At 45.7% G+C, this 25,782-nt stretch carries 25 protein-coding genes and 1 other RNA gene; 9 read left to right on the top strand and 17 right to left on the bottom strand.

The window, feature by feature from the left end:
• Positions 1–3: 3 nt before the first annotated feature.
• Positions 4–1,104, bottom strand: a complete 1,101-nt coding sequence (locus ACFPXP_RS18130; protein WP_379895787.1) for a quinone-dependent dihydroorotate dehydrogenase — start codon at positions 1,102–1,104, stop codon at positions 4–6.
• Positions 1,105–1,293: 189 nt separating this feature from the next.
• Between ACFPXP_RS18130 and ACFPXP_RS18125 the strand changes: the two genes are divergently transcribed.
• On the top strand, positions 1,294–1,428 hold the full coding sequence (locus tag ACFPXP_RS18125) for a hypothetical protein (RefSeq protein WP_379895785.1): 135 nt from the start codon (positions 1,294–1,296) through the stop codon (positions 1,426–1,428).
• 132 nt (positions 1,429–1,560) lie between these two features.
• Here ACFPXP_RS18125 and ACFPXP_RS18120 read toward each other — a convergent pair whose 3' ends face one another.
• From ACFPXP_RS18120 to ACFPXP_RS18110, 3 genes are all read right to left on the bottom strand, one after another.
• On the bottom strand, positions 1,561–2,955 hold the full coding sequence (locus tag ACFPXP_RS18120; protein ID WP_379895784.1) for a L,D-transpeptidase family protein: 1,395 nt from the start codon (positions 2,953–2,955) through the stop codon (positions 1,561–1,563).
• A gap of 97 nt (positions 2,956–3,052) precedes the next feature.
• Positions 3,053–3,289: a ferredoxin gene (locus ACFPXP_RS18115; protein ID WP_379895783.1), complete on the bottom strand. Its 237-nt coding sequence runs from the start codon at positions 3,287–3,289 to the stop codon at positions 3,053–3,055.
• 114 nt (positions 3,290–3,403) lie between these two features.
• Positions 3,404–4,696: a DNA polymerase IV gene (locus ACFPXP_RS18110; protein WP_379895806.1), complete on the bottom strand. Its 1,293-nt coding sequence runs from the start codon at positions 4,694–4,696 to the stop codon at positions 3,404–3,406.
• A 318-nt stretch (positions 4,697–5,014) separates the two neighbouring features.
• Between ACFPXP_RS18110 and cimA the strand changes: the two genes are divergently transcribed.
• The gene (gene cimA, locus ACFPXP_RS18105; RefSeq protein WP_379895782.1) at positions 5,015–6,634 is read left to right on the top strand and encodes a citramalate synthase; all 1,620 of its coding nucleotides are present in this window, start codon (positions 5,015–5,017) and stop codon (positions 6,632–6,634) included.
• 85 nt (positions 6,635–6,719) lie between these two features.
• Here cimA and ACFPXP_RS18100 read toward each other — a convergent pair whose 3' ends face one another.
• Positions 6,720–7,256, bottom strand: coding sequence for a TlpA family protein disulfide reductase (locus ACFPXP_RS18100; protein ID WP_379895781.1), 537 nt, complete (start codon positions 7,254–7,256; stop codon positions 6,720–6,722).
• A 126-nt stretch (positions 7,257–7,382) separates the two neighbouring features.
• Between ACFPXP_RS18100 and ACFPXP_RS18095 the strand changes: the two genes are divergently transcribed.
• On the top strand, positions 7,383–8,702 hold the full coding sequence (locus ACFPXP_RS18095) for an MFS transporter (RefSeq protein WP_379895780.1): 1,320 nt from the start codon (positions 7,383–7,385) through the stop codon (positions 8,700–8,702).
• Positions 8,703–8,775: 73 nt separating this feature from the next.
• Here ACFPXP_RS18095 and ACFPXP_RS18090 read toward each other — a convergent pair whose 3' ends face one another.
• From ACFPXP_RS18090 to ACFPXP_RS18080, 3 genes are all read right to left on the bottom strand, one after another.
• The gene (locus ACFPXP_RS18090; protein ID WP_379895779.1) at positions 8,776–9,507 is read right to left on the bottom strand and encodes an exonuclease domain-containing protein; all 732 of its coding nucleotides are present in this window, start codon (positions 9,505–9,507) and stop codon (positions 8,776–8,778) included.
• Between the two features lie 77 nt (positions 9,508–9,584).
• A complete protein-coding gene (locus tag ACFPXP_RS18085; RefSeq protein WP_379895778.1) occupies positions 9,585–10,640 on the bottom strand; it encodes a putative nucleotidyltransferase substrate binding domain-containing protein in 1,056 nt (351 codons plus the stop codon).
• A 200-nt stretch (positions 10,641–10,840) separates the two neighbouring features.
• The gene (locus tag ACFPXP_RS18080) at positions 10,841–12,112 is read right to left on the bottom strand and encodes an ammonium transporter (protein ID WP_379895777.1); all 1,272 of its coding nucleotides are present in this window, start codon (positions 12,110–12,112) and stop codon (positions 10,841–10,843) included.
• Between the two features lie 445 nt (positions 12,113–12,557).
• Between ACFPXP_RS18080 and ACFPXP_RS18075 the strand changes: the two genes are divergently transcribed.
• Both ACFPXP_RS18075 and ACFPXP_RS18070 read left to right on the top strand, forming a co-directional pair.
• Complete coding sequence (locus ACFPXP_RS18075; protein ID WP_379895804.1) at positions 12,558–12,983, top strand: MerR family transcriptional regulator; 426 nt, start codon at positions 12,558–12,560, stop codon at positions 12,981–12,983.
• A gap of 55 nt (positions 12,984–13,038) precedes the next feature.
• On the top strand, positions 13,039–13,719 hold the full coding sequence (locus ACFPXP_RS18070) for a zinc metallopeptidase (RefSeq protein ID WP_379895776.1): 681 nt from the start codon (positions 13,039–13,041) through the stop codon (positions 13,717–13,719).
• A 54-nt stretch (positions 13,720–13,773) separates the two neighbouring features.
• On the opposite strand, the gene ACFPXP_RS18065 is transcribed toward ACFPXP_RS18070, so the two are convergent.
• Complete coding sequence (locus ACFPXP_RS18065; protein WP_379895775.1) at positions 13,774–14,676, bottom strand: LysR family transcriptional regulator; 903 nt, start codon at positions 14,674–14,676, stop codon at positions 13,774–13,776.
• Positions 14,677–14,774: 98 nt separating this feature from the next.
• Complete coding sequence (locus ACFPXP_RS18060) at positions 14,775–15,416, bottom strand: rhomboid family intramembrane serine protease (RefSeq protein ID WP_379895774.1); 642 nt, start codon at positions 15,414–15,416, stop codon at positions 14,775–14,777.
• A gap of 99 nt (positions 15,417–15,515) precedes the next feature.
• On the opposite strand from ACFPXP_RS18060, the gene tpx reads away from it, so the two are divergent.
• The gene (tpx, locus tag ACFPXP_RS18055) at positions 15,516–16,034 is read left to right on the top strand and encodes a thiol peroxidase (RefSeq protein ID WP_379895773.1); all 519 of its coding nucleotides are present in this window, start codon (positions 15,516–15,518) and stop codon (positions 16,032–16,034) included.
• A 119-nt stretch (positions 16,035–16,153) separates the two neighbouring features.
• Here tpx and ACFPXP_RS18050 read toward each other — a convergent pair whose 3' ends face one another.
• The 5 genes from ACFPXP_RS18050 to ACFPXP_RS18030 form a co-directional block, all read right to left on the bottom strand.
• Positions 16,154–16,537: a DUF1499 domain-containing protein gene (locus tag ACFPXP_RS18050; protein ID WP_379895772.1), complete on the bottom strand. Its 384-nt coding sequence runs from the start codon at positions 16,535–16,537 to the stop codon at positions 16,154–16,156.
• Positions 16,538–16,765: 228 nt separating this feature from the next.
• On the bottom strand, positions 16,766–17,503 hold the full coding sequence (gene sleB, locus ACFPXP_RS18045; RefSeq protein WP_379895771.1) for a spore cortex-lytic enzyme: 738 nt from the start codon (positions 17,501–17,503) through the stop codon (positions 16,766–16,768).
• A 78-nt stretch (positions 17,504–17,581) separates the two neighbouring features.
• A non-coding RNA gene (gene ssrS, locus ACFPXP_RS18040) (6S RNA) lies at positions 17,582–17,763 on the bottom strand.
• 77 nt (positions 17,764–17,840) lie between these two features.
• Positions 17,841–18,614 carry a YesL family protein gene (locus ACFPXP_RS18035; protein WP_379895802.1) on the bottom strand — a complete coding sequence of 258 codons (774 nt, stop codon included), beginning with the start codon at positions 18,612–18,614 and terminating at the stop codon, positions 17,841–17,843.
• Between the two features lie 149 nt (positions 18,615–18,763).
• On the bottom strand, positions 18,764–20,278 hold the full coding sequence (locus ACFPXP_RS18030) for a DEAD/DEAH box helicase (protein ID WP_379895770.1): 1,515 nt from the start codon (positions 20,276–20,278) through the stop codon (positions 18,764–18,766).
• A gap of 455 nt (positions 20,279–20,733) precedes the next feature.
• On the opposite strand from ACFPXP_RS18030, the gene ACFPXP_RS18025 reads away from it, so the two are divergent.
• From ACFPXP_RS18025 to ACFPXP_RS18015, 3 genes are all read left to right on the top strand, one after another.
• Complete coding sequence (locus tag ACFPXP_RS18025) at positions 20,734–21,561, top strand: YitT family protein (protein WP_379895769.1); 828 nt, start codon at positions 20,734–20,736, stop codon at positions 21,559–21,561.
• Between the two features lie 98 nt (positions 21,562–21,659).
• A complete protein-coding gene (locus ACFPXP_RS18020) occupies positions 21,660–21,854 on the top strand; it encodes a hypothetical protein (protein WP_379895768.1) in 195 nt (64 codons plus the stop codon).
• A gap of 171 nt (positions 21,855–22,025) precedes the next feature.
• Positions 22,026–23,261, top strand: coding sequence for a putative glycoside hydrolase (locus tag ACFPXP_RS18015; protein ID WP_379895767.1), 1,236 nt, complete (start codon positions 22,026–22,028; stop codon positions 23,259–23,261).
• A 114-nt stretch (positions 23,262–23,375) separates the two neighbouring features.
• Here ACFPXP_RS18015 and pfkA read toward each other — a convergent pair whose 3' ends face one another.
• Together pfkA and ACFPXP_RS18005 are read right to left on the bottom strand one after the other, a co-directional pair.
• Positions 23,376–24,344, bottom strand: a complete 969-nt coding sequence (gene pfkA, locus ACFPXP_RS18010; RefSeq protein WP_379895766.1) for a 6-phosphofructokinase — start codon at positions 24,342–24,344, stop codon at positions 23,376–23,378.
• A gap of 3 nt (positions 24,345–24,347) precedes the next feature.
• A complete protein-coding gene (locus tag ACFPXP_RS18005; RefSeq protein WP_379895765.1) occupies positions 24,348–25,433 on the bottom strand; it encodes a tetraprenyl-beta-curcumene synthase family protein in 1,086 nt (361 codons plus the stop codon).
• Positions 25,434–25,782: the final 349 nt, after the last annotated feature.

Genomic DNA, 25,782 nt, shown 5'->3' with positions numbered 1-25,782 from the left:
AAGCTACCTGAAGTCGGCTCCTACAGCGTCGGAAATGCGGCTGAAGCCATCCTGTTCCAGCCTCCGAATAAGCCCTTGACCTATCTCCTTTAGCAGCCCTGGACCTCTATAGATTAATGCGGTATACACTTCTACCAGGCTGGCCCCGGCCCGTATTTTCTCATATGCGTCATCCGCATTAAAAATTCCGCCCACTCCGATAATCGGCAGTTTGCCGTCCGTAGCCTGAAATATCGTGCGTATGACCTCGGTCGATCTCGCTGTGAGAGGTCTGCCGCTCAAACCACCGGCTTGCGTCGCGTTCGGATGCTGAAGTCCGTCGCGAGAGAGGGTCGTATTCGTTGCGATGATTCCAGAAATCTCTGATTTCGAGACAACATCTATAATATCCTTTAATTCCGTTTCGTTCAAATCTGGCGCGATTTTTACGAAAATCGGTTTTTTAGGTGTTTGAGCATATTTTTGATGCTGGGTTCTCATTTCGTCACAGACAGCGCTGAGCAGCTCAGACAGCTGTTCACCATGCTGGAGCTTCCGTAAATCCGGTGTATTCGGAGAACTGATATTCACCACAAAGAAATCCGCATACGGAAACAGCGTATCAATGCAGGCACGATAGTCCGAAACGGCATCTTCATTCGGTGTCAGCTTGTTTTTGCCGATATTCACTGCGACGGGAACCGTACGCTGCTTTAGTCTGCGAAGGTGGTCGGCCATCTTATCCGCCCCATCATTATTAAAGCCCATCCGGTTAATTAACGCATCGTCCGGCGGCAGTCGAAACAGCCGCGGCAGTTCATTGCCGGGTTGTCCTTTTGGCGTTACGGTACCGACTTCAATAAAGCCAAAGCCGATGCGTGAAAAAGCAGGTACAGCCTGTCCGTTTTTATCTAATCCAGCAGCTAACCCGACAGGACTCGGAAATCGAATGCCGCACACTTCCGAAGCCAGACGTTCGTCCACTTTCCATCCGTACATTCCCCCAAGCATTGCCAGCGCACCGGGTATGCTGCCGGCTGCCTTCAATCCGCCGATGGTTAGATGATGTGCCTTCTCGGGGTCCATTTTGAATAGTATGGGTTTGATCATTCGGCGATACAGCATGCATATATTCCTCCGTTCTTTATACTGTTAATCAGTTTATCCGTAATTGAATTAAAATGGAAGAGGCATAAACATTGAACATCGGGAATTTGAAAGAGTGCCGTAACTCACATCATGTTCACGAGAGCAGCCCTATGATAAAATGGTGGAGAAGAAACCGATCATCTTTTATAAAAGGGGATGCATACGATGGCCAGAAGAAAATTACAGCAGCCTAAGCATAAGCCTCAGCAGGAGGATGTCAACAAGAAAGCAATCTACATAACAGGCGGTATTTTTGTAGGAATCGTTGTTCTTCTATCCGTTTTGCTTGCATTGGACTAGCATTCTGCATCCAAGATAACCATGTCAAAGGGGGCCCACATGGACATGGACCCCCTTGTTCTATTTACAGCTTATTACCACGACACATATTTCGGCTCAGCCTCCAAAGTGTGCCCTTTCTTCATCGTTTAACTAATTTAACCATCGGTACACCTTCGTTGGATTCGTCTCTTCTACCTGGGATGGCAGCTTGTATGGCGATGCTCCCCGTATGATCTCTTCCGGCAAACTGCCGTCATTCACAACGGTGACTTTCGTGCCCAGCGGCACCATTGCAAAGAGCTCCTCGACATCTTCCTGTTCCATCCGAACACATCCCAATGACTCATCCTTACCGATGGATTCCGGTTCATTGGTGCCATGAATCGCATATAACGTATCGGACAGCGTCATTCCCCGGCTGCCAAAATCTCCGTCTGACCTCCCATTCGGATTAACGACCTTCTCCGTAATTTCGAATTCCCCTTCCGGCGTTCGATCGCCTCCTAGTCCGACGGGATAATTGCGGAGCACCATATCGCCGCTGACGAGCGCCAAGCGATGATTGGATTTGTCTACGATGATTTCAAGCTCTGGCATGCTCCGGTCGAGGGTGAATTTTGCCTTTCTAGGGTCTTGTCCATTCGAAGCGGACGTGTTTAGCTCGGTTTCCCATACAGGATTAGACTGGTCATTGGATAGTACCAGATTAACAGCTTCTGCGAGCGAATCCGTCAAGCCAGATATGAGATTGTTTGGATAGTCTCCAAGCAAATCCTGCGGCTGGCTTGGCTTCACTCCATTCAACTGCTCATAATGGTGAACCGCCGATTTGGCTGTAAGCCAGTCCTCCTGAATCGCTTTCCACTCGCTGAGCACCTGCTCCTCCAATGGAAACGGACCGGTCTCACAATCACACAAGATCGGATGATGAGACTCGATTTGAAGCGACGATATTTGATCCGCCGCCGTTCCCGAAACAACGACCTGCAGATCACCGGGCTGCAGCCAATGTACGGCCGTCTGCTTGATCGGCGCGATCACTGCCCACTCATTGCCGTCATCCTTCGTCTCTTTCCAAAACGTATAAAACTCATTCATCCACGATTCCGCGTATGGATTTAACGTATGATCAATATATAAATACTGCGGCTGCGGCTCCTGCGCCGAATGAGGAGGCGCCGTTTGGGGATTGTCCTGCTGCGGGCCTTGGCTATATGGATCTGATACTGAGGGATCCTGGAGCAGAATGCAAACAAGAAACAGCAGCAGCACCGCGATGGTTTTCTTTACAATGCCTGTCCATTTCTTGCGCTTGGGGCCGGGCGCAGCCTCTACCTCCTTGCTCGCGGCTTGAATATCCTCCACCTTGATCCCGAATTCTACAGCTTCATACGCTTCAAAAATTTCGCCGGACTGCGCGAAGCAGTATGCGGCCTTAGCCTCCTGACCCCGCTGCAAATATTCCTTGCCCAGCAAATACCATGCCATCTTGTTTTCCGGATGCTTTTTCACAAACTGTTTTAAATGTGAAAATTTCTTCTCCATCTATGTCCACCTCGTTATTAGGAACAACCCTCAAACAAAAAAAGACCTGCTGTGGCGGCAGATCTTGGATGTATATATAGATCATGACAAGAATAAATTAATTATTGAACGGTTCATCAGCAACTTTAATCGAATCCGTAGGACAGCCGTCTGCCGCATCCTGCAGATCGTCATAAAGATCTTCTGGAATCTCGGTAATTCCTCTATTATTATCGCCTTCGTAAATCACTTCAGCGATCCCTTCATCGTCGTAATCATAAATATCAGGTGCTGTCGCTCCGCAAGCTCCACAGGCGATGCAAGTATCTTTTTCTACCCATGTATATTTTGCCATGTAAATGTATCCTCCTATCCGTATTGTTCCGCTAAGACCTGCGTTCCATATTTTAATATAATATACTTCCGGCTAAACTTCAATGATATCCATAACTGTACGGAATGCTGGAGTTTATTCGGAGTCCCACTCCATCGATTTCAGAAAGTCCTTTTGCAGCGAAGTGCCCCTAGATTTGTGGTCTCTTAGTAAAGAGGATGGATCATCACCAAGCATTCCAGCGGTCAATACCGCGCTTTCCCCGAACTTATCGCGAAGCCGGTCCATCGCCTCATTTAATGCTTCTTTCTTAGGTGCCTGCTCGTAATCAAACAAATCCAGCTGTACCTGAGAATGCTCCTTATCGGTTAAGCTTTGAAGGGTGACCCCCAGTAACCGTACAGGTTTGCCCTCCGGCCAATGCTTGTCATACAGCTCAAGTGCCTTAGCGAAAAAATCCTGGCTATTATCCGACGGTTCACTCATGGTCACAGAACGCGTATATGTTTTCATATTGGGTTCCCTGATCGTTATTTGCACCACCTGTGCAAGCAGCCCCTGCCGGCGAAGTCTTCTTGCAACCTGATCGGCCAAATTCAGAAATATTCTGCGAACATCCTCCCTGCGTTCCACGTCCTTAGGAAGTGTCGTCGTATGTCCGATCGATTTGGAGGGCTCCTTCTCGCTTTTGACCGGTGTGTCGTTCAGTCCGTTCGCAGACCGCTTCAGATCTGGACCGGCGATGCCGAAATGCATTTGCAGCAATTTCTCATCGGCGGCAGCCAGCTGTCCAATCGTCGTAATGCCCAGCTTCTTCAGCTTCGCCGCCGTTTTCTGCCCGATACCGAACAACTCCGCACAAGGCCTATGCCAAAGTACCTGGGGCACATCTCTTTTCCTTAAAACCGTGATCCCATTCGGCTTCTTCATATCCGAAGCCATTTTGGCCAGAAGCTTATTCGGGGCAACGCCAATGGAGCATGGAAGACTTAATTCCTTTCCGATCCGCTCCTGCAGCCGCTGCGCAATTTCGAGCGGCGTACCGAATTGCTTCGAACCCGTGATGTCCGCAAAGCATTCATCGATCGAAACGGGCTCTACGAGCGGGGTATACTCATACACCATGCGCAAAAAATTCTCGGAATATTTCCGATACAATGCAAAATTAGGTTTAATGAGAATTAAATCCGGACATCTTCCAACAGCTTCCGAGACACGCATACCTGTACGAATTCCACGCCTTCTCGCCTCATACGAAGAGGTGACGATAATCCCCTTGCGCTGCTCTACGCTTCCTGATACGGCACAGGCCTTTCCTCTGTACAGCTCCGGCTCCTCCGCTGCATGGACGGAACAATAAAAGGCATTCATATCAATATGAAGAATAACCCTTCCAGATACGGGGTAATATCGATGAACATCCTTCAGCATCTCTTTATTCGCATCCCCATGTGCCATGTTCTACGAATCGGCTTTGTATATGAGAGGTCATGGAAGCCGCACCGAGAGAACGGCATCCAAAACGCCCGCGCGAAATATCTTATGAACGAATGACTCCCATTCATCATGATACCTCCATTCCTATATAAACATTCATATTCAGGGCTTGCTTACATATGTCAAAAGCATACATGCATAAGGACGAATCGGTCAAGGAGAGCGTAAAAATATGTTCCCCCTCGAATAAAACATGTTATAATATTTTAAAAATTGTACATATCGGCGGCGGAGCCGGAGGGGGAAGACATGAGCAACCAAGTGACAATCTTTGATACGACATTGCGGGATGGTACACAAGGAGAAGGGATTTCTCTTTCTGTTGAAGATAAATTAAAAATCGCTCAGAAGCTAGACGAGTTTGGTGTACATTATATCGAAGGCGGATGGCCGGGCAGCAACAATAAAGACATCGAGTTTTTTCAACAGGTCAAAGCCTTGAAGCTGAAGCACGCGAAAATTACTGCTTTTGGCAGTACGCGCCGGAAGGATATACCGCCCGAAGAGGATGTGAACCTGAACAAAATATTGGAATCTGGTGTTTCCGTAGCAACGATCTTCGGAAAATCATGGGATTTCCATGTTCATAAAGCCATTCAGACGACATTAGAAGAAAACCTGGCCATGATTTCTGATTCAGTCGCTTATTTAAAGAAAAACGGTCTAGAAGTGATTTATGATGCAGAGCACTTCTTTGACGGATATAAGAACAATCCGGAATATGCCTTACAGACGATCAAAGCCGCTGCCGATGCCGGAGCAGACTGGGTCGTTTTATGCGATACGAACGGCGGATCGCTGCCGGAGGAAGTCACCCAAATTGTCGGTCATGTCGTTCAAGTCTTGGATACGCCTGTCGGCATCCACGCCCATAACGACTGTGAGCTGGCTGTTGCCAACAGCCTCGCTGCGGTTCAGGCAGGAGCGCGTCAGGTTCAGGGCACGATGAACGGTTTCGGTGAACGATGCGGCAACGCCAACCTTTGCTCCATTATTCCTAACCTGCAATTAAAGCTTAAATATACATGTGTCAAGCCTGAGCAGCTTTCTCAGCTTACTCTAATGGCACGGTATGTGAGTGAAATTGCAAATGTGCATATGCCTCTAAATCAACCGTTTGTCGGATCAGCGGCTTTTGCCCATAAAGGGGGCATCCATGTATCCGCCATTTTGCGCCATTCTAAGACGTACGAGCATATTGCGCCTGAACTTGTCGGGAACAAACAGCGTGTACTTGTCAGCGAATTAGCGGGACAAAGCAATCTGGTATTTAAGGCACAGGAACTGGGACTTGATTTGGACCTGCAGAACGAAGAAACGAAACGTATTATCCAAGATATTAAAGAACTTGAACACCAAGGGTATCAATTCGAAGGAGCGGATGCTTCGCTGGAGCTGCTGCTCCGTAAAGCTTCCGGTGAGAAAGTGGAAGTATTCGAAGTGGATTCCTTTAAAATTGCAGTGGAAAAGCATAAAGACGATGCAAATGTTCGTTCGGAAGCCATCGTGAAGCTGCTGGTAAATCAACAGGAAATTTACACTGTTGCTGAAGGTAACGGACCGGTGAACGCGCTGGATAACGCACTGCGCAAAGCGCTTGTTGACTTCTTCCCGGATATTGAGCAGATGTACTTATCCGATTACAAGGTGCGCGTCATTGACGAGAAAGACACGACCGCGGCTAAAGTGCGCGTTCTGGTGGAAACATCCGACTCGCAAAACAGCTGGAGCACGGTTGGTGTATCTGAGAACGTCATTGAAGCAAGCTGGAACGCTCTTGTCGACAGCTTGACCTACGCGCTGATCGGTAAATCGGCTGTAAGTCGGAAAGAACACGTCGTAGAGCGTGCTGGCCTGCTTAATCATTAAATCTCGGAGCACTTCATCAATGTATTCATCTATCATTCGGCTGAACATTCAAAAAGCTGTCCTTCTAGGACAGCTTTTTTGCCGCTTAATCGATCAGCTTTTTCACACTGCTTTCCAAATGTTCCGCAGATTGAAAACCGTATATAATCTCCTCAATGACACCGTCTGGGTTCACAAGGAAGCTTGTGGGAAATGCATAGACATCGTACATCTCCGAAACTTGACCATCCAGATCAAAAAGAACCGGAAACTGAAATTCATATTTTTCGGCAAATGCCTTAGCATCCTCCACCGTGTCACTGTATTTCGTCGCATTCACGGCATAAATATCAAGCTTGTCTGAATACTTCTCATACAGCCTAACAAGCTCTGGCGCTTCTTGTTCACAGGGTCCGCACCAGGAAGCCCAAAAATTGATGAGAAGCGCCTTATCTCTTGTTCCCGTCGTTAACTGATACGCCCTTTCATCCATTCCTTCTAGCGAGAAGGTCGGAGCCAAAAAATCGACTTTCGGTGCATGTTCCTTAGGAAGTACCACTGCATCGGCGCGATTAAAATTTTGATATACTGCGATCCCTGCCAAGCAGATGATGACGAGCAATATCGCAATATTTTTCTTCAATAGGGTCACCTCTCCTGCCTGAGCTAATCAGTACCATCATAGCTTATTATTTGCCAAAATTCAAAACGTATGTCATTTGTTCCATGGGGTAAATTAACAGCATCCATTCAAGAAGGAGCCTACCCAATGCAAAAAGAAAAAAAACGCCCCATTCGTGTTTTTTTCGACAGTCACATGGAGGGGGATTCCAATTCGGCGGCAGAAGAAAAGTCTAAACCCAAGACTTCCAAAGGATCGAAAAAAGCCGCCAAAGGGCACGCTTTGGAATTCTTCGCGATTGCGACTGTTCCGATGGTATTGGTTCTTGGCAATTCCATGCTCATTCCGATCCTGCCCGACATGCAGCGGGAAATGGGTATTTCCCAATTCCAAACGAGTTTGGTGATCACCTTATTCTCCGTGACGGCAGGTATTTTCATTCCCGCCTTAGGCTATTTATCCGATCGATTCTCAAGGAAAGCTGTGATGATCCCATCTCTTATCCTCTATGGGTTAGCAGGTATACTTGCAGGTTTTGGAGCGGTGTGGAATTCTTATTGGCTGCTCATTACGGCCAGAGCACTGCAGGGCATTGGAGCCGCAGGTACGGCCCCCATTGCAATGGCTTATGTCGGAGACGTATATAAAGGCGCAACGGAAAGTAAAGCACTCGGTATCACCGAAGCCTCGAATGGTACGGGCAAGGTAATCAGTCCTATTCTCGGGGCACTCCTTGCGTTAATTGTTTGGTACGCCGCTTATTTTGCGTTTCCTCTGTTTTGTCTTGTTGCCCTGCTGGCAGTTATTTTTATACTGCATGAGCCGAAGAAGAAAAAGGAAAAAGAAAGCCTCTCACAATATGTCCATTCTATCGGCGACATCATGAAGAAAAAAGGACGTTGGCTCATTACCTCCTTTTTCGCCGGTTCGTTAGGGTTGTTTGTGCTGTTCGGGGTGCTGTTTTATTTATCGGATATTTTAGAAAAGAAGCCTTACAGCATTGATGGCGTCATCAAAGGCCTAGTGCTGGCCATACCGCTGATGGGTATGGTCACGACCTCTTACATTACGGGGAGCGTCATTAAGAAAAACGGCATACTGATGAGAAGATTGATGCTCATCGGTCTTGCAGTAAGCACCATCGCACTCGCACTGTGCATTTTCCTGTACACGAACATATACATCTTCATCGGTTTATTGACACTCAGCAGTATCGGTACGGGCTTGCTTCTGCCATGTCTGAACACGATGATTACCGGTTCTGTTCAAAAAAGCCAAAGAGGAATGATCACCTCCCTTTACAGCAGCCTGCGTTTTCTTGGTGTTGCAGCAGGCCCTCCGCTGTTCGGATGGATGATGTCTATTTCCGATCGATTCGTATTTATCACCGTATCCATTCTTGCTGCCATTGCTCTTGGCCTTGTGTTTTTCTTAATCAAACCAGACAAGCATTTGGCCGATGCTTAACTTAAAGGTTCAATCTAAAAAAGAAAGGAATCCGCATCGGTTCCTTTCTTTTTTCATTTTCTCCGTGATTAGATCATCTGCTTAAATACGCATATAAATCCCCGACCGTCCAGACTTGCTTTAATTTCATCTGTTCGATATAACATTTCCAGAGCTGGGCCGTCATCAATGAATCTGAAAGTGCATGATGACGATGGTGAATCGGGATGCCATAGGCATTCAGCAGCTCATCCAATCCAAAGCTTTTCAGAGACGGCTGCAGCCATTTTCCAATGTGCATCGTATCCAGAACCGTATGGGATAGACGAACACGTGATGTTTTCCATAGTGCTGCATTGAGAAACTGTTTATCATGCCCTGTCCCATGTGCAATAAGCACTCTTTTTTTGACGAAAGCCAAAAACTGCTGCAGGCCTTCAATTAATGTAGGGGCTTCACTTACATCTTCATCTCGAATGCCCGTCAGCTTTTGAATATCATTCGGAATGGAACGCATCGGTTTAAGCAGCGTATAAAACGTTTTGTCCATTAATATGCGTTCCCCCTCAACCCATACGCCCCCAATCGAAATAATTTCATCCGACTGGGGCATGAAGCCTGTCGTTTCAAGATCGAATACGACGGCTTCAAGCTCGGCCAGCGGAGTTTCTAATATCGAGCTTTTCCGCTGCTCCTTCACCATCGAACGAATAAAAGCCATACGCTGTGCATTATGATCACCGAATGCCGCAGCGATCGCCGGTGTAATCCCACCCATCTTGTATAGCTTCCACATATTTGTGGAAGCTCTTCGGTCATCTGTCACGAAGCTCCCTCCTATCCGCTTTCACCCAAGTACTCCCAACGATACGCACGAACTTGTTCATCCCGGCTTGCCATGCTTCAAGAAACGATCCCAATGGTTTTGCGAATGAGCTTTTGTAAGGAATTCCCTGTTTTTAAAAAGCTCTTTAATTGCTGCTTTTCCACTTTAGACAAGCTTGACAGCTTAAGCATCCCGTTCGTGCTGTACATCCCATTCTCCAGTATGGAGTCCGTCTTCATTCGCAGCAGCAGAAAAAACTCGAATGCTTTTTCCCATTCTTCTATAAGCGGGACGGGAAAGGCATGCAGCTGCTTCAACCCCTCCAATCGCCTAAGCGTATTCGTCTCGTTTATTCCATGCGTGAGGGCGAGCAGCCGAATCGCGTTCACCATCGGAATATAGGCGCCATATTTCAAATCGATACTGCCCGCGGCGGTTCCGTACTTCTCTTTTATGAATCCGCCAAACACATTGATGAGCACCTTGTACTTCAGCGTATTAGCCACAAAGTATTGGAGCAGACCATCGTGATAAGCCTCATAATCGTGAAGCGGTGCTGCCGCATGAAAGGCGGGGGTACCATGTGTATAGATGATTCGCAAATCGCAGCAGATTAGCAAATATCGAACATTCTCCCAATGGGGATCGTTCATCCATTCATTCATCCTGTCCTGCCAGACACCGCTATGCAAACACCACATCGAGTGACTGCTAATGACTTGACCTTCACATGGAGGATAACCTGCAGCTTCGAGCTGCTTCACAATCATTTGCCCAAGTTCTTTATAATAAATCTCTACCGATCCAACATCTGCTTGAGCAGGGTGATCATAAATCAGACAATTATCTTGGTCGCTCCACCATGTCTGTTCGCTGCGGCCGCCACTGCCAAACAGCACAAATTGAAAAGGTGTGGGCGGTTCCTCTCCCATCTCCATTACAGCGAATTTTACGGATGCTCGGATCAGTTCATCGTGAAAATCATTCACCCTTTGTACCTGCATCAAGGTCATGTTTTCATTCTCTTCCCGAAGTGAAGCGATATGAAACTGCTCTCTAATTTCTAACAAATCCTCTGCCGAGGAGCTTTGCTGTATTTGATGAATCCACCTCTCGAATATCCGATCGTCCACGCTCCCAGCCTCCCATCATCCAGCCCGACTTGAATCTATCCTTTTACATCAATATGCATCTCGAATGATGCCTCCTGCTCTAGATTAGTCAGAAAAATAACATAATGGGAAGACTTTTCAGCCTCCCCAAAATGTCTAGCCTGATTTTTAGATGGAGGAAGATGAAATCCTCCATCAGTTCAGTTCATTGCAGCAAATCTTTAGGCTTGAATGCTGTCAGCACTTGCTTTCTTCATTTGTTCCGGATATCCGTAAGCACCGTGCTCACTTAAATCCAGACCAATAATTTCTTGCTCCTCGCTCACTCGAAGACCCATGACTGCCTTCATAATTGCGAGAATAATGTAAGATACAACGAATGCGAACACTCCGCAAACTACTACACCCAGCACTTGTACGCCTAATTGCTCGAAGCCGCCGCCATAGAACAGACCAGCTTTACCGACGCCAACCTCTTCAACCAATGAATCAGATGCAAAGAATCCTGTAGAGATCGTTCCCCATACGCCAGCGGTACCGTGTACAGATAGAGCATAGATCGGATCGTCAATTTTTCTCTTCTCAAAGAATACCATGCTGCCGTAAACCAATACGCCTGCGATCGCTCCAATTAATACAGCTGCCCAAGTTTCAACGAAAGCACACGATGCAGTAATTGCGACAAGTCCTGCCAGCGCACCATTCAACATCGTCGGAACGTCCGCTTTCCCTCTTGCTGCCCAAGCAACCAACAGCGCTACGATCGCACCTGCTGCTGCTGCCAATTGAGTGTTAACAGCGACAAAGCCGAAGAATCCATCCCCCACCGACAATGTGCTTGCCGCATTGAATCCAAACCAGCCTACCCACAGAATAATAACACCTAACGTCGTATACACTTGGTTGTGACCTTGAATATCGTTTGCGGAGCCGTCCTTATTATATTTGCCAATCCGCGGCTTCAGCAAAATCGTACCCGCTAATGCTGCCATTGCACCCGTTAAGTGAACGACTGTCGAACCTGCAAAGTCCTGTTTACCATGATCAGCTAACCATCCGCCGCCCCAAATCCAGTGAGCGATAACTGGATAAACTAATGCAGAGAATAGAACAGCAAAGATCAAATATACCGAAAGCTTACCTCTCTCTGCGAATCCGCCCCATGCAATGGACAACGATACGCCTGCGAAAGCCAATTGGAATAAGAACAGGATCGTTGGCGGCAAAGTATCGCCTTCCGATACGGCGCGTGTGTCAAAGAAGAAATCTCCCCAGCCGATGATACTATTGCCGTCACCACCGAATATTAATCCATAACCCACTGCCCAGAATACCAATGACGCAATGCCGAATGTAAATATCGTTTTGCCGGCAACGTGTCCAGCGTTCTTCATTCTAGTTGAACCGGCCTCCAGCATGATAAAGCCGCCTTGCATAAGGATAACCAGGATTGCCCCTAGCATCACCCAGATTGCATTTAACCCTAGTTCCATATTAACCCTCTCCTTTGATGTTATATTATATAACGTTATGTGATAACCTTAATGTCATTATATTTAATGTTATCATCTTTGACAATACTTTTCTGATGAAAAAACCGTAAATTATTTTCTTTTTCCGCTTTTTAGTTCGTTAATTCATCATAATGGTTAAACAATCCGGATTGTTAACTTTATTTCCATCTATATTATTTCATGTCAGCAAATATAATAAAATGTGCTTTATTGCATATAACTTGTACTGAATTGATTATTCTTGGCAGTTTTTATTACATGAGGATCTATCATCATTAAGATGGATATTTGAAATGTTTTTGAACGAAGCCCTAATCATGTGAGTTTTCTTTGACTGTATTGCATCGAATCTATTATCATAAGAGGTGACACCATTTATTTATTATTTTGATGTCGGAGGTGAGGGTCTCATGGGAATAAGCCGCTGTATCGAATAGGGCAGCTTGCAGGCTTAGCCGATGTCAGTTCAAGAACAATTGACTTTTATACAAAGAAGGGTCTGCTCCATCCAGAGCGAAGAACAAATACAAATTATAGATTGTACAGTGAAGACGCCCTGGAACGCATCAAGCGTATCGAAATGTTAAAAAGAGAGAAATATACTCTTGAAGAAATTAAAGAGATCTTGGATCGTTTGGATAAGGTGTCCGGCGAAGAGCACTTCTCCGGGAAAATCACATCACTTCAAGCCCATATGAAACAGCTTGAGAAGGAACTGAAAGAAATTCACCCTTATATTGAGAAATTGAAACCAAACCAAGCGAAGAACGTATTTAAAGTGTTGACTCCGCAAAGCGCGGCATGCATTGAAGCGATCTTGCTGCTGTTAGGCAAAGGGCCCCTCATGTAATCGCGCAAGCCGTCATTTATATCATGAACCGTTATTTAACAGGAGGAATGCTGAAGTGTTTTTTCATCCGATGGACATCTTAATCTTTATTGCATTCGGTATTTCACTTTGGGCTCAATTTCGGGTGAAGGGAAATTTTAATAAATGGGCTAAAGTCGCTGCATCGTCCGGCATGACCGGGTATGAAGCCGCAAGACGTATGCTGGACATGAACGGTCTAAGCCACATTCCAATCGAGCCCATCAGAGGCACCTTAACCGATCACTACGATCCCATCAAAAAGGTTGTCCGGCTGTCAGAGCCCGTCTATTATGAAAGCTCCATCGCGGCGATTTCTGTCGCCTGTCACGAAATCGGTCACGCGATTCAAGACAAAGTGAGATATCCGATGCTGGTTGCAAGACATCAAATGTTCCCTTTGGTCAACTTTACATCGGGAATTGCACCGTTCTTGCTCATTGCAGGTTTCTTGTTCCAAGCCAGCGGTCTATTACTTCTTGGTATTATTTTCTTCTCCGCAGCTGTTCTATTCCAATTGGTGACGCTGCCGGTCGAATTCAACGCCAGCTCAAGAGCTCGCGAGCAAATGATTTCCCTCGGATTTATTACCAATCAAGAGGAATCCGGCGTAGGTAAAGTACTCAATGCAGCCGCATTAACTTATGTCGCTGCTGCACTGATCTCATTACTGGAGTTGCTGAAATTCGTCATGATCTTCATGCAGTCTCGTGACTGACGAATAATCGCATACCAAAAAATCCTTCCGATTTGGAAGGATTTTTTTTGTGATTTATTTACTATAATGCTCTTGTATATAATGAACGATGAATTGCTTGAAGACTTCCGCTACCGGTGGAAGCTTTTCATTTTTACGATGGATAATGCCGACAGTGCGCGTAACTTTTTGATCGGAGATCTTCACCTGCACCGGCTGCAGAGGTGTGCATGAAAATTTCAAAGCGATCTCAGGCAGCAAGCTGACTCCCATTCCCGCCGCAACCAAACCGCGGATCGTATCCGTTTCATCACTTTCAAAGCTGATTTTCGGAATAAATCCGGCTTTAGCACAAGCTTCAATGACGATACTGCGCAGTGAAAAACCTTCATTGAACAAAACGAATGGCTCATCCTTTAAGTCGATTAAACTGATACTTTCCTTCTGTGCCAATGGGTGTTTCGGAGGGAACACCGCATATAAATCCTCCGTAATGAGAAGATCTCCTGTCACGTGATCGTGCTTCTCTGGAAATGGTGAAATGAAAGCCAAATCCGTCTCCGCCTTCATCACCGATTGGATGAGTTGATCGTATTTACCCTGCTTCAGCTTAAAGTTCACTTTATTATGCTCATGCTTGAAGGTGGAGACGACCATGGGTACGAGATGGACCCCCATACTGTGAGGAAAACCTAACCTGATCTCACCAAGTTCCGGATCCATAAATTCCCTTGTTTCCTGAATAGATCGTTCCAAATCGGCAAGTATCGCTTCTACCCTTTTTAAGAAAAGCTTACCTACAGGTGTCAGCTGCAGATTTCTTCCCTGCTGCAGAAAGAGATTGACACCTAGCTGCTCTTCGAGTTGATGGATTTGCCGACTGACCGCGGATTGCGCGATATGGAGCTCCTCTGCGGCATGGGTGACGTGCTGTTTTTTTGCCACTTTCACGAAATACTGCAGCTGCCTTAATTCCACTTTTTAACCTCTCCAACGTGTTCTGTTTTCCGGCCTACACAGCCTGTTGTATCTTATCCTTGAAAGCATCGTTTGTCAACTGCCCAGAGGCATTTCATCTACTTTAATTTTGTCTTTTGAAAGAACGCTCCGAAAATAAGGAATCCACCCAATAAGCCGCCAAAATGCGCAGAAATATTAACCGTAGGTCCACCTACAAACGGACTTGCTACGGAGTACACCACTCCAATAATTAATATGGTCTGGACCGTCTTTCTCGATGCTTCATCCAACAAATTGCGATGGAATAAGATGAGAAACAAGAACGCTCCGTAGATCCCATAGATCGCCCCCGACGCGCCCGCAGACACATACGCATCAGAATCGTTACTGACCACTTGGAGTCCTTCGCTGATTAAATTGCCGATAATCCCGCTTCCCATATAAAACAAGAAATATTTAAAGTGACCTAAGATTCTTTCGACCGGAGGAGCGAATACAAATAAAGCAAAATTGTTGAACAAAAAATGAGGTACGTCAAAATGAAGAAACATCGAAGCGACATATCTCCACCAATCCTCGCGTCCATTATCGATCGTGAAGTCATAGAGCGCCCCAAGACGGATAAGCGTAAAATGGTTTCCGAGCCCTCCGGAGAAAACGGTGACGATCAACATCACGATGTTGGCCAGCAAAAACAATGAGGTTACCGGATATTTGCGAATGTATTCATTAAAACTTTCATAGCGCAAAAAAATCATAATGGACATGCTCCTTTCTTTGTTTGAAAGGGATAGAGTAAAAGCTTATAATGAACTTGGTGTACCAACTATTCTCATCATTATAAGGAGGAAATCATTGTGGCGCAAGAACGTACAGGTGTTGCAACCCTGAAAGGCAATCCGATTACTCTGATCGGACCGGAGCTTAAAGTGGGTGATCAAGCTCCCGATTTTAAATTAAACAAGGATTTGATGACCGAAGTCAGCCTCAGCGATTTTTCCGGCAAAATTAAGTTAATCAGTGTGGTTCCTTCACTTGATACGGGAGTCTGCGACCAACAAACCCGCCGCTTCAATGAAGAAGCAGCCAAATTAGGGGACCAAGTGGTCATCTTGACTGTCAGCGTAGACCTCCCATTCGCACAAGAACGCTGGTGCGGTGCTGCAGGAGTGGATAAAGTCGTTACCTTATCCGATTATAAAACAAGAGCATTTGGTCAGGATTACGGCGTATTCATCAAGGAATTGGCGCTGGATATGCGTTCGATTTTCGTCCTTGACGCCGATAACAAGATCCGTTATGTTCAATATTTAAGTGAAATGACGGAGCACCCTGATTATGATGCTGCGGTAAATGCCGTTAAACAGCTGATTTAACTGGATTCAAGAGCTACATAAATATAATAATCGGACAAAAAGCGAGGACCACCGTCCTCGCTTTTTTGATTTCTCATTTTTGTTCAAAGCATACGTAAAGAGTTCATTTGCCGGCAGTTTTATATTTTATGTTGGCCGATTTGTCGATCAATTGCTTTGAAAATCGTTAGAATCAATCGATAATTTGATCCCAAATCACCTAGGGAGCCTCTGGATGCGGAATAAATATCGATTGCAGTCTTTGTCGGATTAATATTAAATAAGGTAATTGTAATATCCTGAGTTCTTCCCGTCATTGTCCGTTTCTCAGCAACAATTTCCCCGACATTTTGAACTTCGTGCAGTACCTTCATCCCAGGAATTTTTTTCAATGCCGAAATGACCTGTTCCCAAGCTGCATCCTTGGACATTTTATAATATCTAGTTTTCATGAGTGGGTCCTTGGCCTTTTCCCCCGTTTGTTCAAAACTGCGAAAAATACCGGCAAGCGTTCTTTTTAACAAAACCTCTTGTCCCCCTTTTCCCGATGTCCGAGATTCATCTATTTATTATGATACCATGCTTTGAAATGAATAGAAAGGGTGCCGTTACTAGACATAGGCCGAAAAAAAGGCTGATAACACAGGACTTTTGCAACCTTCAAAAAAAGATCATCTGGGCCCCTTGTCCAGATGATCTCATTCATTACATATTTACATTGTCCTACGAATACGAAGGGGAGGCTCAAGGAATCACTTCGTAAAGATATGTTTTCCAATCTTCTTAATTTGCGGTCTAGACCAAATCCACGCAGATGTGGCCGTATCCGGGTTGAAATAATAAAGCGCATTGTATGTCGGATCCCATCCGTTAAGTGCATCCTTCGCCGCTGCGTAGGCACTGTCATTGGGCTCTAACCAAAATTGCCCGTCTGCGACCGCGGTAAATGCCCCTGGCTGAAAAATGACGCCGGAGATTGTATTCGGAAACAGCTCACTGGCAACACGGTTTAAAATAACGGCTGCGACCGCCACCTGTCCTTCATATGGCTCTCCCCTTGCTTCGGAATAAACCGCTCTAGCCAGCAGCTTCATATCATTAGAGCTAATGCTGTATGCGGTTGGCACATATCCGCCCTGTTTCTTATAGCCTTGCTCCGGCTGCCAATTTGGCGTTGCTCGAACAAGTTTGTTTTTCGTTTGTGAGCCGACGATACCGTCAATCGTAATGCCAAATTGATATTGAAAATTGCGAACCGCCCAATACGTCTGGTTGCCAAAAATTCCATCTACAGCTCCATGATAGTATCCTAAATACTTTAGGCGGCTTTGCAGCTCGTAAACGTCGTCTCCGCGCGAACCAGTACGAAGGACTTGCGCCGTGAACGAATATGTATTTGAATTCGGCAGGATGCTCCAGATGACCGTACTTAGAATTATACAAACAAGCACAACACCTATTGTGCGCTGCCATTTTTTCAGCTTCTGCATAAAAAACACCTCCCTCTATATGCATAGTATGGAGGTGTTCTTGCTTTCTTATTCAATTTGTGAAGTACTTAGCTAATAGAAAAACCCGCCTATGCCGTCCGGGTTGGTTGTTTCTGAACCCGCTCTCGCAGGTGGGTTTCCGCAAAGATACTTTTGAAGTCCCCGGAAGGGGCAGTTCAGCCATACCTTAATCTAGGAATCCCAAGAAACCATCATTGGTTCAAAACAATGTCATCCCAAAACGCGCATCGCAGGAGTTGTAGCTTTATTATAGACGTTCCGTACTTGAAAGTAAACTGCAGACAGAGCTAATGTTTCTGGAAATAGCGCCAGTCAATTACTCTGCTTCTGCTTTTGCTGCTTCAGATTCTTGATTTTTTTCATACTGCAGCTGAATTTTTTGGAACGTGCGATGGAAATACCAGAACGACATCATCGCCATCATGCTGCCCATGAAGAACAAAATCAAAAACGTAAAGCGAAAACTGAAGTAGACGATGACACAGTTGGTCGCGATCATCAGCAATGAATTCAGCGGCTTGCCAAGCGTAATAAGCAGTGCGTTTTTCACAAGCCCTGTTGTCTTCATGTGCAGGTGAGACAATATCGAAAAAAAGTTCAGAAGTGAAACGGTTACAAGCGCGAGCAGTACGATGAATACCATCGATAAAAATGAGAGTGTTTCGCTTCCGCTGTAGAACAAAATATTGACGATGATTAAGATTATCACGACGGTATAAATGAATCCGCCGATCAAGCTTTGCTTGTAGTTCGCTTTGTAGCTTCTAAAGAACGTTTTAAAGACCGAAACATCCTCTTCCCCAATAACCCATTTTCTCGCAACAGAGAACAAAGCGGTCGTTGCGGGAAACAAAAATACGACGGCCAACAAGCCGTATAGAAACATAGGAATCGCAAGCGATATTAAATATTGCTGCGGATTGGCAAGCATATCAGCAATCAATTCGGCATTCTCAGGCGTTGTTCCATAAAGAAATACCAGTGTTACAAAAAATACAGGCAAGGAGCACAAAAACCAAAGCACATTCGCTCCGGCTAACCGCATAATCCACTCAGATAAGCGGTATAAGCCCCCCATAAATCCTCCCATTTCCAATGTACATATCCTCCTTCAACTTGCTGCCACAGATTTACAATCGAAATCACATTATATAATCATTCTACATGGAAGGACATCACAATGCAAAGGGACTATTTCTTGGTATAAGAAACAGTCCCCCTTTTCGGAATCACTCTATATTATGCTTCAGTTTTTCGATAGGTCGAAGTACCGGAGCTCCGGCGATCTCTGCGATCTCTGCTGTATGAGCCGCCTGACTTGTGCCCAGAGCCTCCTCCTCTGTTTCCGCCGTAACTGGAGGAGCTTCTTCTTTGTCCCGGCTTGCTGCTGCCGTAACGGCGATTGGAATTGCGATCGTCGCGGCGTTTTTTGGAGCGCAGCGGCTCTTCTGGAGTCAGAACAATTTCTGTATCATTGTTGTCGCCTGTGAGCAGCTTCATGGCAGCGGCCAGCAGCTGTACAGAATCATATTGCTCCAAGAGCTGAATAGCCAGTGCTTTGTACTCTGCATATTGTTCTTTTTGAAGAATTTCCAATACTTTTTCCGCCGTCACCTTTTGTTTACCTTCGATGGCCTCTGCGATGCTCGGGATCGGCTTTTTCGTAATCCGGTGGCGGGTGACCTTCTCAATCAAATGCAGGTGATCGATTTCCCGATGGGCTACGAAAGTCCAAGCTTGACCTTCTTTTCCTGCTCTTCCTGTTCTGCCGACACGGTGGACATAACTTTCAGGATCCTGCGGCAAATCAAAGTTGAACACGTGAGTTACCCCGCTAATGTCCAAGCCCCTTGCAGCCACGTCGGTTGCAACCAGCACATCGATGCTTCCATCACGGAAACGTCTCATCACCGTATCACGTTGATTTTGTGACAAATCACCGTGCAAGCCGTCAGCAGAATAGCCTCTCTTTTGCAGAGCCTCGGCTAATTCGTCGACTCTTCGTTTCGTCCGTCCAAATACGATTGCCAGATCTGGAGATTCGCGATCTAACAAACGGCAAAGCGTATCGAACTTTTGTCTTTCATGAAGTTCAATATAAAATTGAGCAATCGAAGGTGCACTGACCTGCTTCGGAATGACGGATACATGTACCGGATCGTTCAAGAACTGCTCCGCCAGACGTTTAATGTTAGGAGGCATCGTTGCTGAGAACAGCATCGTTTGACGCTCTTCCGGAACGAGCTTCAGAATCGATTGAATGTCATCCATAAAGCCCATATCCAGCATTTCATCCGCTTCATCCAAAATTACGGTTTGTACCTTATCCAGACGAATCGTTTTGCGCTGAATGTGATCCAGCAGCCGTCCCGGTGTACCGATAATGATTTGCGGATGCTTCTTCAATGCACGAATTTGTCTGCCGATATCTTGACCTCCGTAGATCGGAAGGGGTCTTAAGCGCTTGAAGCGCGCAAGCTTGCTGATTTCCTCCGAAACTTGAATCGCCAACTCCCGTGTTGGAGCCAAAATAAGGGAGACAATATCCTCCTCTTGCGGGCTGATTTTATTAATCAACGGAATACCGAATGCGGCAGTTTTTCCCGTACCTGTCTGTGCCTGCCCGATCAAATCTCTTCCCTGCAGTGCATGAGGAATCGCTTGGGACTGAATCGGCGTAGCCTCTTCAAACCCCATCTCTGTAATCGCACGGATAACCTTAGGTTCTAACTCAAAATCATAGAATGTTGCCAAAATATTCATACTTCCTTTCTTAGTTACCGATCTTTTTGCATTGCAATCTTATAAGGGCGTGTATGCACACTGCCTCATCCATAAGTTTTTACGATCCGAATCATAGTCATGCTTATGAAATCTAAAATCTTCTCGAAGTCCTTCTAGGAAATTCCTTCTTCTCATGCACATTTCCAAGGGTTAAATGACATGAAGGCAAGTATAGAAGTACCGGGATGAGCGACCGCTGGCTTCGCGATCTGTTTTATCGCCGAAATCAGGTCGATTCAGCCTGATTCTCTTCACCGGGCTTAACCTGAATTTTCGGTTTAAAAAAAACGTCTGTCGACGTTACGCATACGTTCCCCATAATCACGTCTTTCATCATATCATACCCTAAACAATCATTTCCAGTCCCAACGTAACGGAATGTTTAACCTGCCTCTTATAAATACTAAGACCGAGGTGATCCGTGTATGAGAACGTTCCATTTAACACTTCCCTATGTTGCCGTCATCCTTGGGGCCCTATTCGTTGCAGCAGGGTTTAATTTATTTCTTGTCCCTCATTCACTACTCAGCGGCGGGGTCTCAGGCATATCCATGATTATCGGATACGCCACAGACTGGAATATTGGAATGCTTTACTTTTTAATTAATCTGCCTCTCATCATTTGGGGATGGCGGGCCATCGGCAGCAAATTTATCGTGCTGAGCATTATTTCCGTTGTATTCACCAGTGTATTCATGCAGCTCATTCCTGTTCAATCCATCGTAAAGGACGGAATTATCGCAGCCGTTTTCGGCGGTGTGCTTATAGGGATCGGAACGGGGATCTCTCTTCGGTACGAAGGGTCTACAGGAGGATTCGACATACTCGGCTCCATTATGACAAGAAAGAAGGATTTTCCCCTCGGCACCATTTTATTTTTATTGAATGGATCTGTTGTATTCGTGCTGGGCTATCCGAACAATTGGGATCTGGCCTTATCGTCGATGTTGGCCATATTTATTACCACGAAGATTGTGGATACGATACATATCCGGCATGTGAAAGTGACCGTATTTATTATTACCAATCAAACCAAATCGCTGCTCGAGCATTTATTAAAAATCCCGCGCGGGGTGACAATTATTGAAACAAAAGGGGCCTATACTCATGCGGAAAAGGACATGCTGATGACCGTCACAACCCGTTATGAACTGGCGGCCCTTCAGAAAATCATTCGCGATACGGATCCTAAGGCATTCGTGAATATTGTGGAAACCGTCGGTGTCATGGGAGAATTTCGAAGGAAAGTATGATATACTGTATACCAAGTCAAATGAAACTTCTGGCTTGCTTCATTCAGGTCTGTTTTAAGAGTGCAATTCTAATCCAAAGATTGGAAGGTGTGATTCTTATGCAGAATGAAACCGTGAAGTTGTCTAGGCTTGTGTTGGAACTGAAACCAGAGCTCTATCCGTTTCTAAAGCCAGTGGAACTCAACACGACCATTGTGCTGCGGGACGGAATCGATGGTCTCAGCCGGGAGGATGCCGATGAAATTGTTCGGTACAGTATTATCAAGCATCAGGATTTACAGCTGTTACAATAAGTGAGAGCCTGCCTTGACCATCATAAGGCGGGCTTATTTTTTGGAGAATCACTCGACGAAATCCATCATAATTATACAGAGATCAACAAATTAGTTATATATTCCTCTGTCCTGTATAAGCTGCCGTATCATATAATGATATAAACGAGAGATGACAGTGGGGGAAATGAAATGCAATTGCTACTGGCGGCTTTTTTGGCACTTCTAGGACATGCGGAGGATCAGCATCCCGGCTTAACCATCGACCAATGGGTCGAAGCTGCGAACAAAGCACGGAACGCTGTCATTGTTGAACTGCCTAGAAGCTATGATCCAAATGGAACATCATCAAACGGGGAAGATCCAAGCAGCACGAATACGTTTGTGAAGCTCGATCCACAGCTGGAAACCGCACCTGCGGTGAAAGGTATTTATGTGACGGCACATTCTGCGAATGGTTCCAGAATGGAAACGCTGCTTAAGTTGCTCGATGAGACGGAGCTGAACGCGATGGTCATCGATGTGAAGGAAGATCATGGATATATTACGTTCAATACTGACAATGAACAGCTAAACCAACTGGGAACGATTAACCCGATTATTTCAGACGTCGACGAATTAATGACGGAGCTTGAGCAGCATCAGATATACCCCATAGCACGAATCGTTGTGTTTAAAGACACCATATTGGCAAATAAAAAGCCGGAATGGTCCTTTTTGAACCCGGACGGAACCGTATGGCACAACGAGAAATCAAATCCGGAAAGCTTTGTAAATCCTTATGTTAAGGAAATATGGGATTATAATATTGAAGTGGCAAAGGAAGCCGCTAAGCATGGATTTAAGGAAATACAATTTGACTATGTCAGATTCCCGGAAGGCTTCGAACGGAGAGCCGACATTCTAAGATACAAGCAGGATGACCGAAAGCGAATAGAAGCCGTCTCCGATTTTGTCCGGTACGCCCGTGAACAGCTGGAGCCGCTCGGCATCCGAGTTTCTGTCGATATATTCGGCTACGCTGCCTCCGTGGATGCTGCGGAAGGAATCGGTCAAGATTTTAATCAAATTTCCCAATACGTCGATGTCATTTCACCGATGATCTATCCAAGTCACTACAGCACCGGTTGGTTTGGGTCAACGGTACCAGACGCGGCCCCGTATACGACAATCAGTGGAGCTATGGCGGATACACACGCTAAACTAGCAGAAATCGAACAACTCAAGCCCATTATACGACCTTGGATTCAAGATTTTACCGCGACGTGGGTCGATGGTCATATCACTTATGGCAAGAACGAATTGGAAGCCCAAATCAAGGCGCTAAAAGATCATGACGTGGAAGAATTCTTATTATGGAATTCCGGAAACCGTTACACCGAAAATGTAGACTACGATTTGGACGGACAGCTGAATGATAATGAGTGATTCTCATAACCGGGTGCAGTCATATTTTCAAATAAAAAACGTCGAGTCAGCACAATGCTGATCGACGTTTTTTTTTATTTATATTTCCCCTCTATGGGACTACACGAACCGAACTTATTGAGAAAGTCTCAAAGCCAATTGATACATGTCCATATTAATTTGCTTTTTTGAGTTGACGATTTTTTCAATATCCGTCGTCACCAGTTCTCCCTTGATAATTCCGCAGCCTTTACCGGACTCCCCTTCAAGAAGCTTTCGGATTGCAAAATCGCCAAGTCGGCTGGCTAATATCCGATCGTTGTGCGTAGGCGTACCGCCGCGCTGGATATGGCCGAGAACGGTAACACGAGAATCTATGCCGCAGCAGTCATGAAGCTCCTTCGCGATGTTCTCTCCTTTGCCGACGCCTTCAGCTACAACAATGATGGAGTGCTTCTTGCCGTTCATGAAGTTTTCTTTCATCCGGCAGGATACTTTTTGCAGATCGAATTTCACTTCCGGCACGAGAATTGCTTCGGCTCCGCTCGCCAAACCTGCATAGAGAGCAATATCTCCGCAATGTCTTCCCATAACTTCCACGATGGAGGAACGCTCATGAGAACTCATCGTATCTCTCAGCTTGTTGATAGCGTCGACGACAATGCTGACCGCCGTATCAAAACCAATCGTTACATCCGTGAACGGAATGTCATTATCGATCGTTCCCGGCAGTCCCATCGTCTTAATTCCTTGCTGCGTCAGCTTGTACGCTCCTTGATAAGAACCGTCGCCGCCAATGACCACCAATCCGTCAATGCCTCGCTTGCGTAAATTTTCCGCCGCCTTCTGCTGGCCTTCCAGCGTCTTCATCTCAGGACAGCGTGCCGTCTGCAGAATCGTACCGCCGCGCTGAATAATATCGCCGACACTCCGCAGATCCATCTTGCGGATATCATCATTGATCAGGCCATAGTAGCCGCGCTGTACAGCATACACCTCCAAACCGTAAAACAGTGCGCTGCGCACGACGGCTCTAACAGCCGCATTCATTCCTTGCGAATCTCCACCACTCGTTAATACTGCGATCGATTTTACTGTCATCATGTATTAGCCTCCTGTACTATACAACTTTTTTCGTATAAAAACACTGTTCGCCCAAAAGAACAAACGAATCATGGGACTTCTTTTCATCATTTTTCTCGTAATTTGCTTAATCTCCTGCTGACTGCTTACTTTCGGATCGGATAAGTATAGGGCCATAAGACCTTCGACAATCATACGGTGGAATTTGGAATATTTCAAACGGCTGCAGGCTTCATAGCTTTTATGAACAACGTATTCTATTCTTTCCGCTGTTTCTTCGCCATCCTTGTAGTAATTGCAAAAATTCAAATCGCCCCCGGCCTTATCTTCTTCCTGATCAATAAAATAATCGAGCAGAATATGTAAGCCGCATATATAAGGAAAATACCGATTTCGAATAGATAGTGCCTCTTCCACGCTTAAGTGCTCATGTGTAGATGCCAAGAACAGCATAAACATCCCCAAGGTGGACCCGGTCGCTGCCGCAAACTCGTTCCAATTCAAATCCGGCGCCAAATGTCTGTGCTGCTCCCACCAGGCCATCAGCTTCGGCTCTCTTAAATCTTTATGAATATGCTTATATACCTGCAAATCACAGTATAGACCGACCAATTCCTTCACATAAGGGTATACCACGCCATAGGAAGGGAGCATGGAAATACAGGATTGACACGTTTTCACCAAATTATGCAGGTAGCCTCCGTCGTTTTTCTCCTCCCTGAACTCATAGTAATCGTGCAGCTGTGCTTTCGGATGAATCGCATCCAGCATCGATTGATGAAGTCTTCGAAAATCTTCTTCCTTCAATGAAGTGCTTCGATCACACAGATTGTCTAAATAATCGCTAATGGTTTGAAAGGCAACTATAAGAGGAATCAACACATGTCGTTCCTTTAGGTTGGCTGCCGCGTATACCGCCCCGCCCTGACAATGAAACTCCTTGCTTGTCATGCTGCTAATCGCTTGCAGTCTCAGCTCGGGATCGGGAATTTGCTTCGCCGTTTCTCGCCATATCCCTAACTGGTCCCGTACTTCCGGCAGCACATATTTATATACACGGTACATGAATTTCATTGGGCCTTTGGGAACCGAAATGCCGTTATCCATCATTCGCTTTCATCCCTGCTCTCTTTACTCTAACGGAAAATGAGTGCAAGCCTTTGCACCGAATTCCGTTTCAAAAAAATGTCTCTAATATAGTACCACAAATATGCAGATCATTTCACCTTCTCCAGATATGGACAGTGGTTTGCCAAATGTACAATTGCTGCAGCAAATGGTTGATTTCCATATGATACGTCTTCGTTATGATCATACGATCAAATCACTCTCGGTTCTGTGATGTCTGTCGCAAATTTTGGAAAATTGCTTTTGCACAAATATGCATACCTGCCGTGAATATTTCGTGATATAATGGTTCGTAATTTGCTCAAATTTCATAGACCCGCAGAAGAAAGAA

This window comes from Marinicrinis lubricantis, assembly GCF_042658665.1.
Lineage (GTDB): Bacteria > Bacillota > Bacilli > Paenibacillales > KCTC-33676 > Marinicrinis > Marinicrinis lubricantis.
This window is presented reverse-complemented; position numbering and strand designations above follow the sequence as displayed.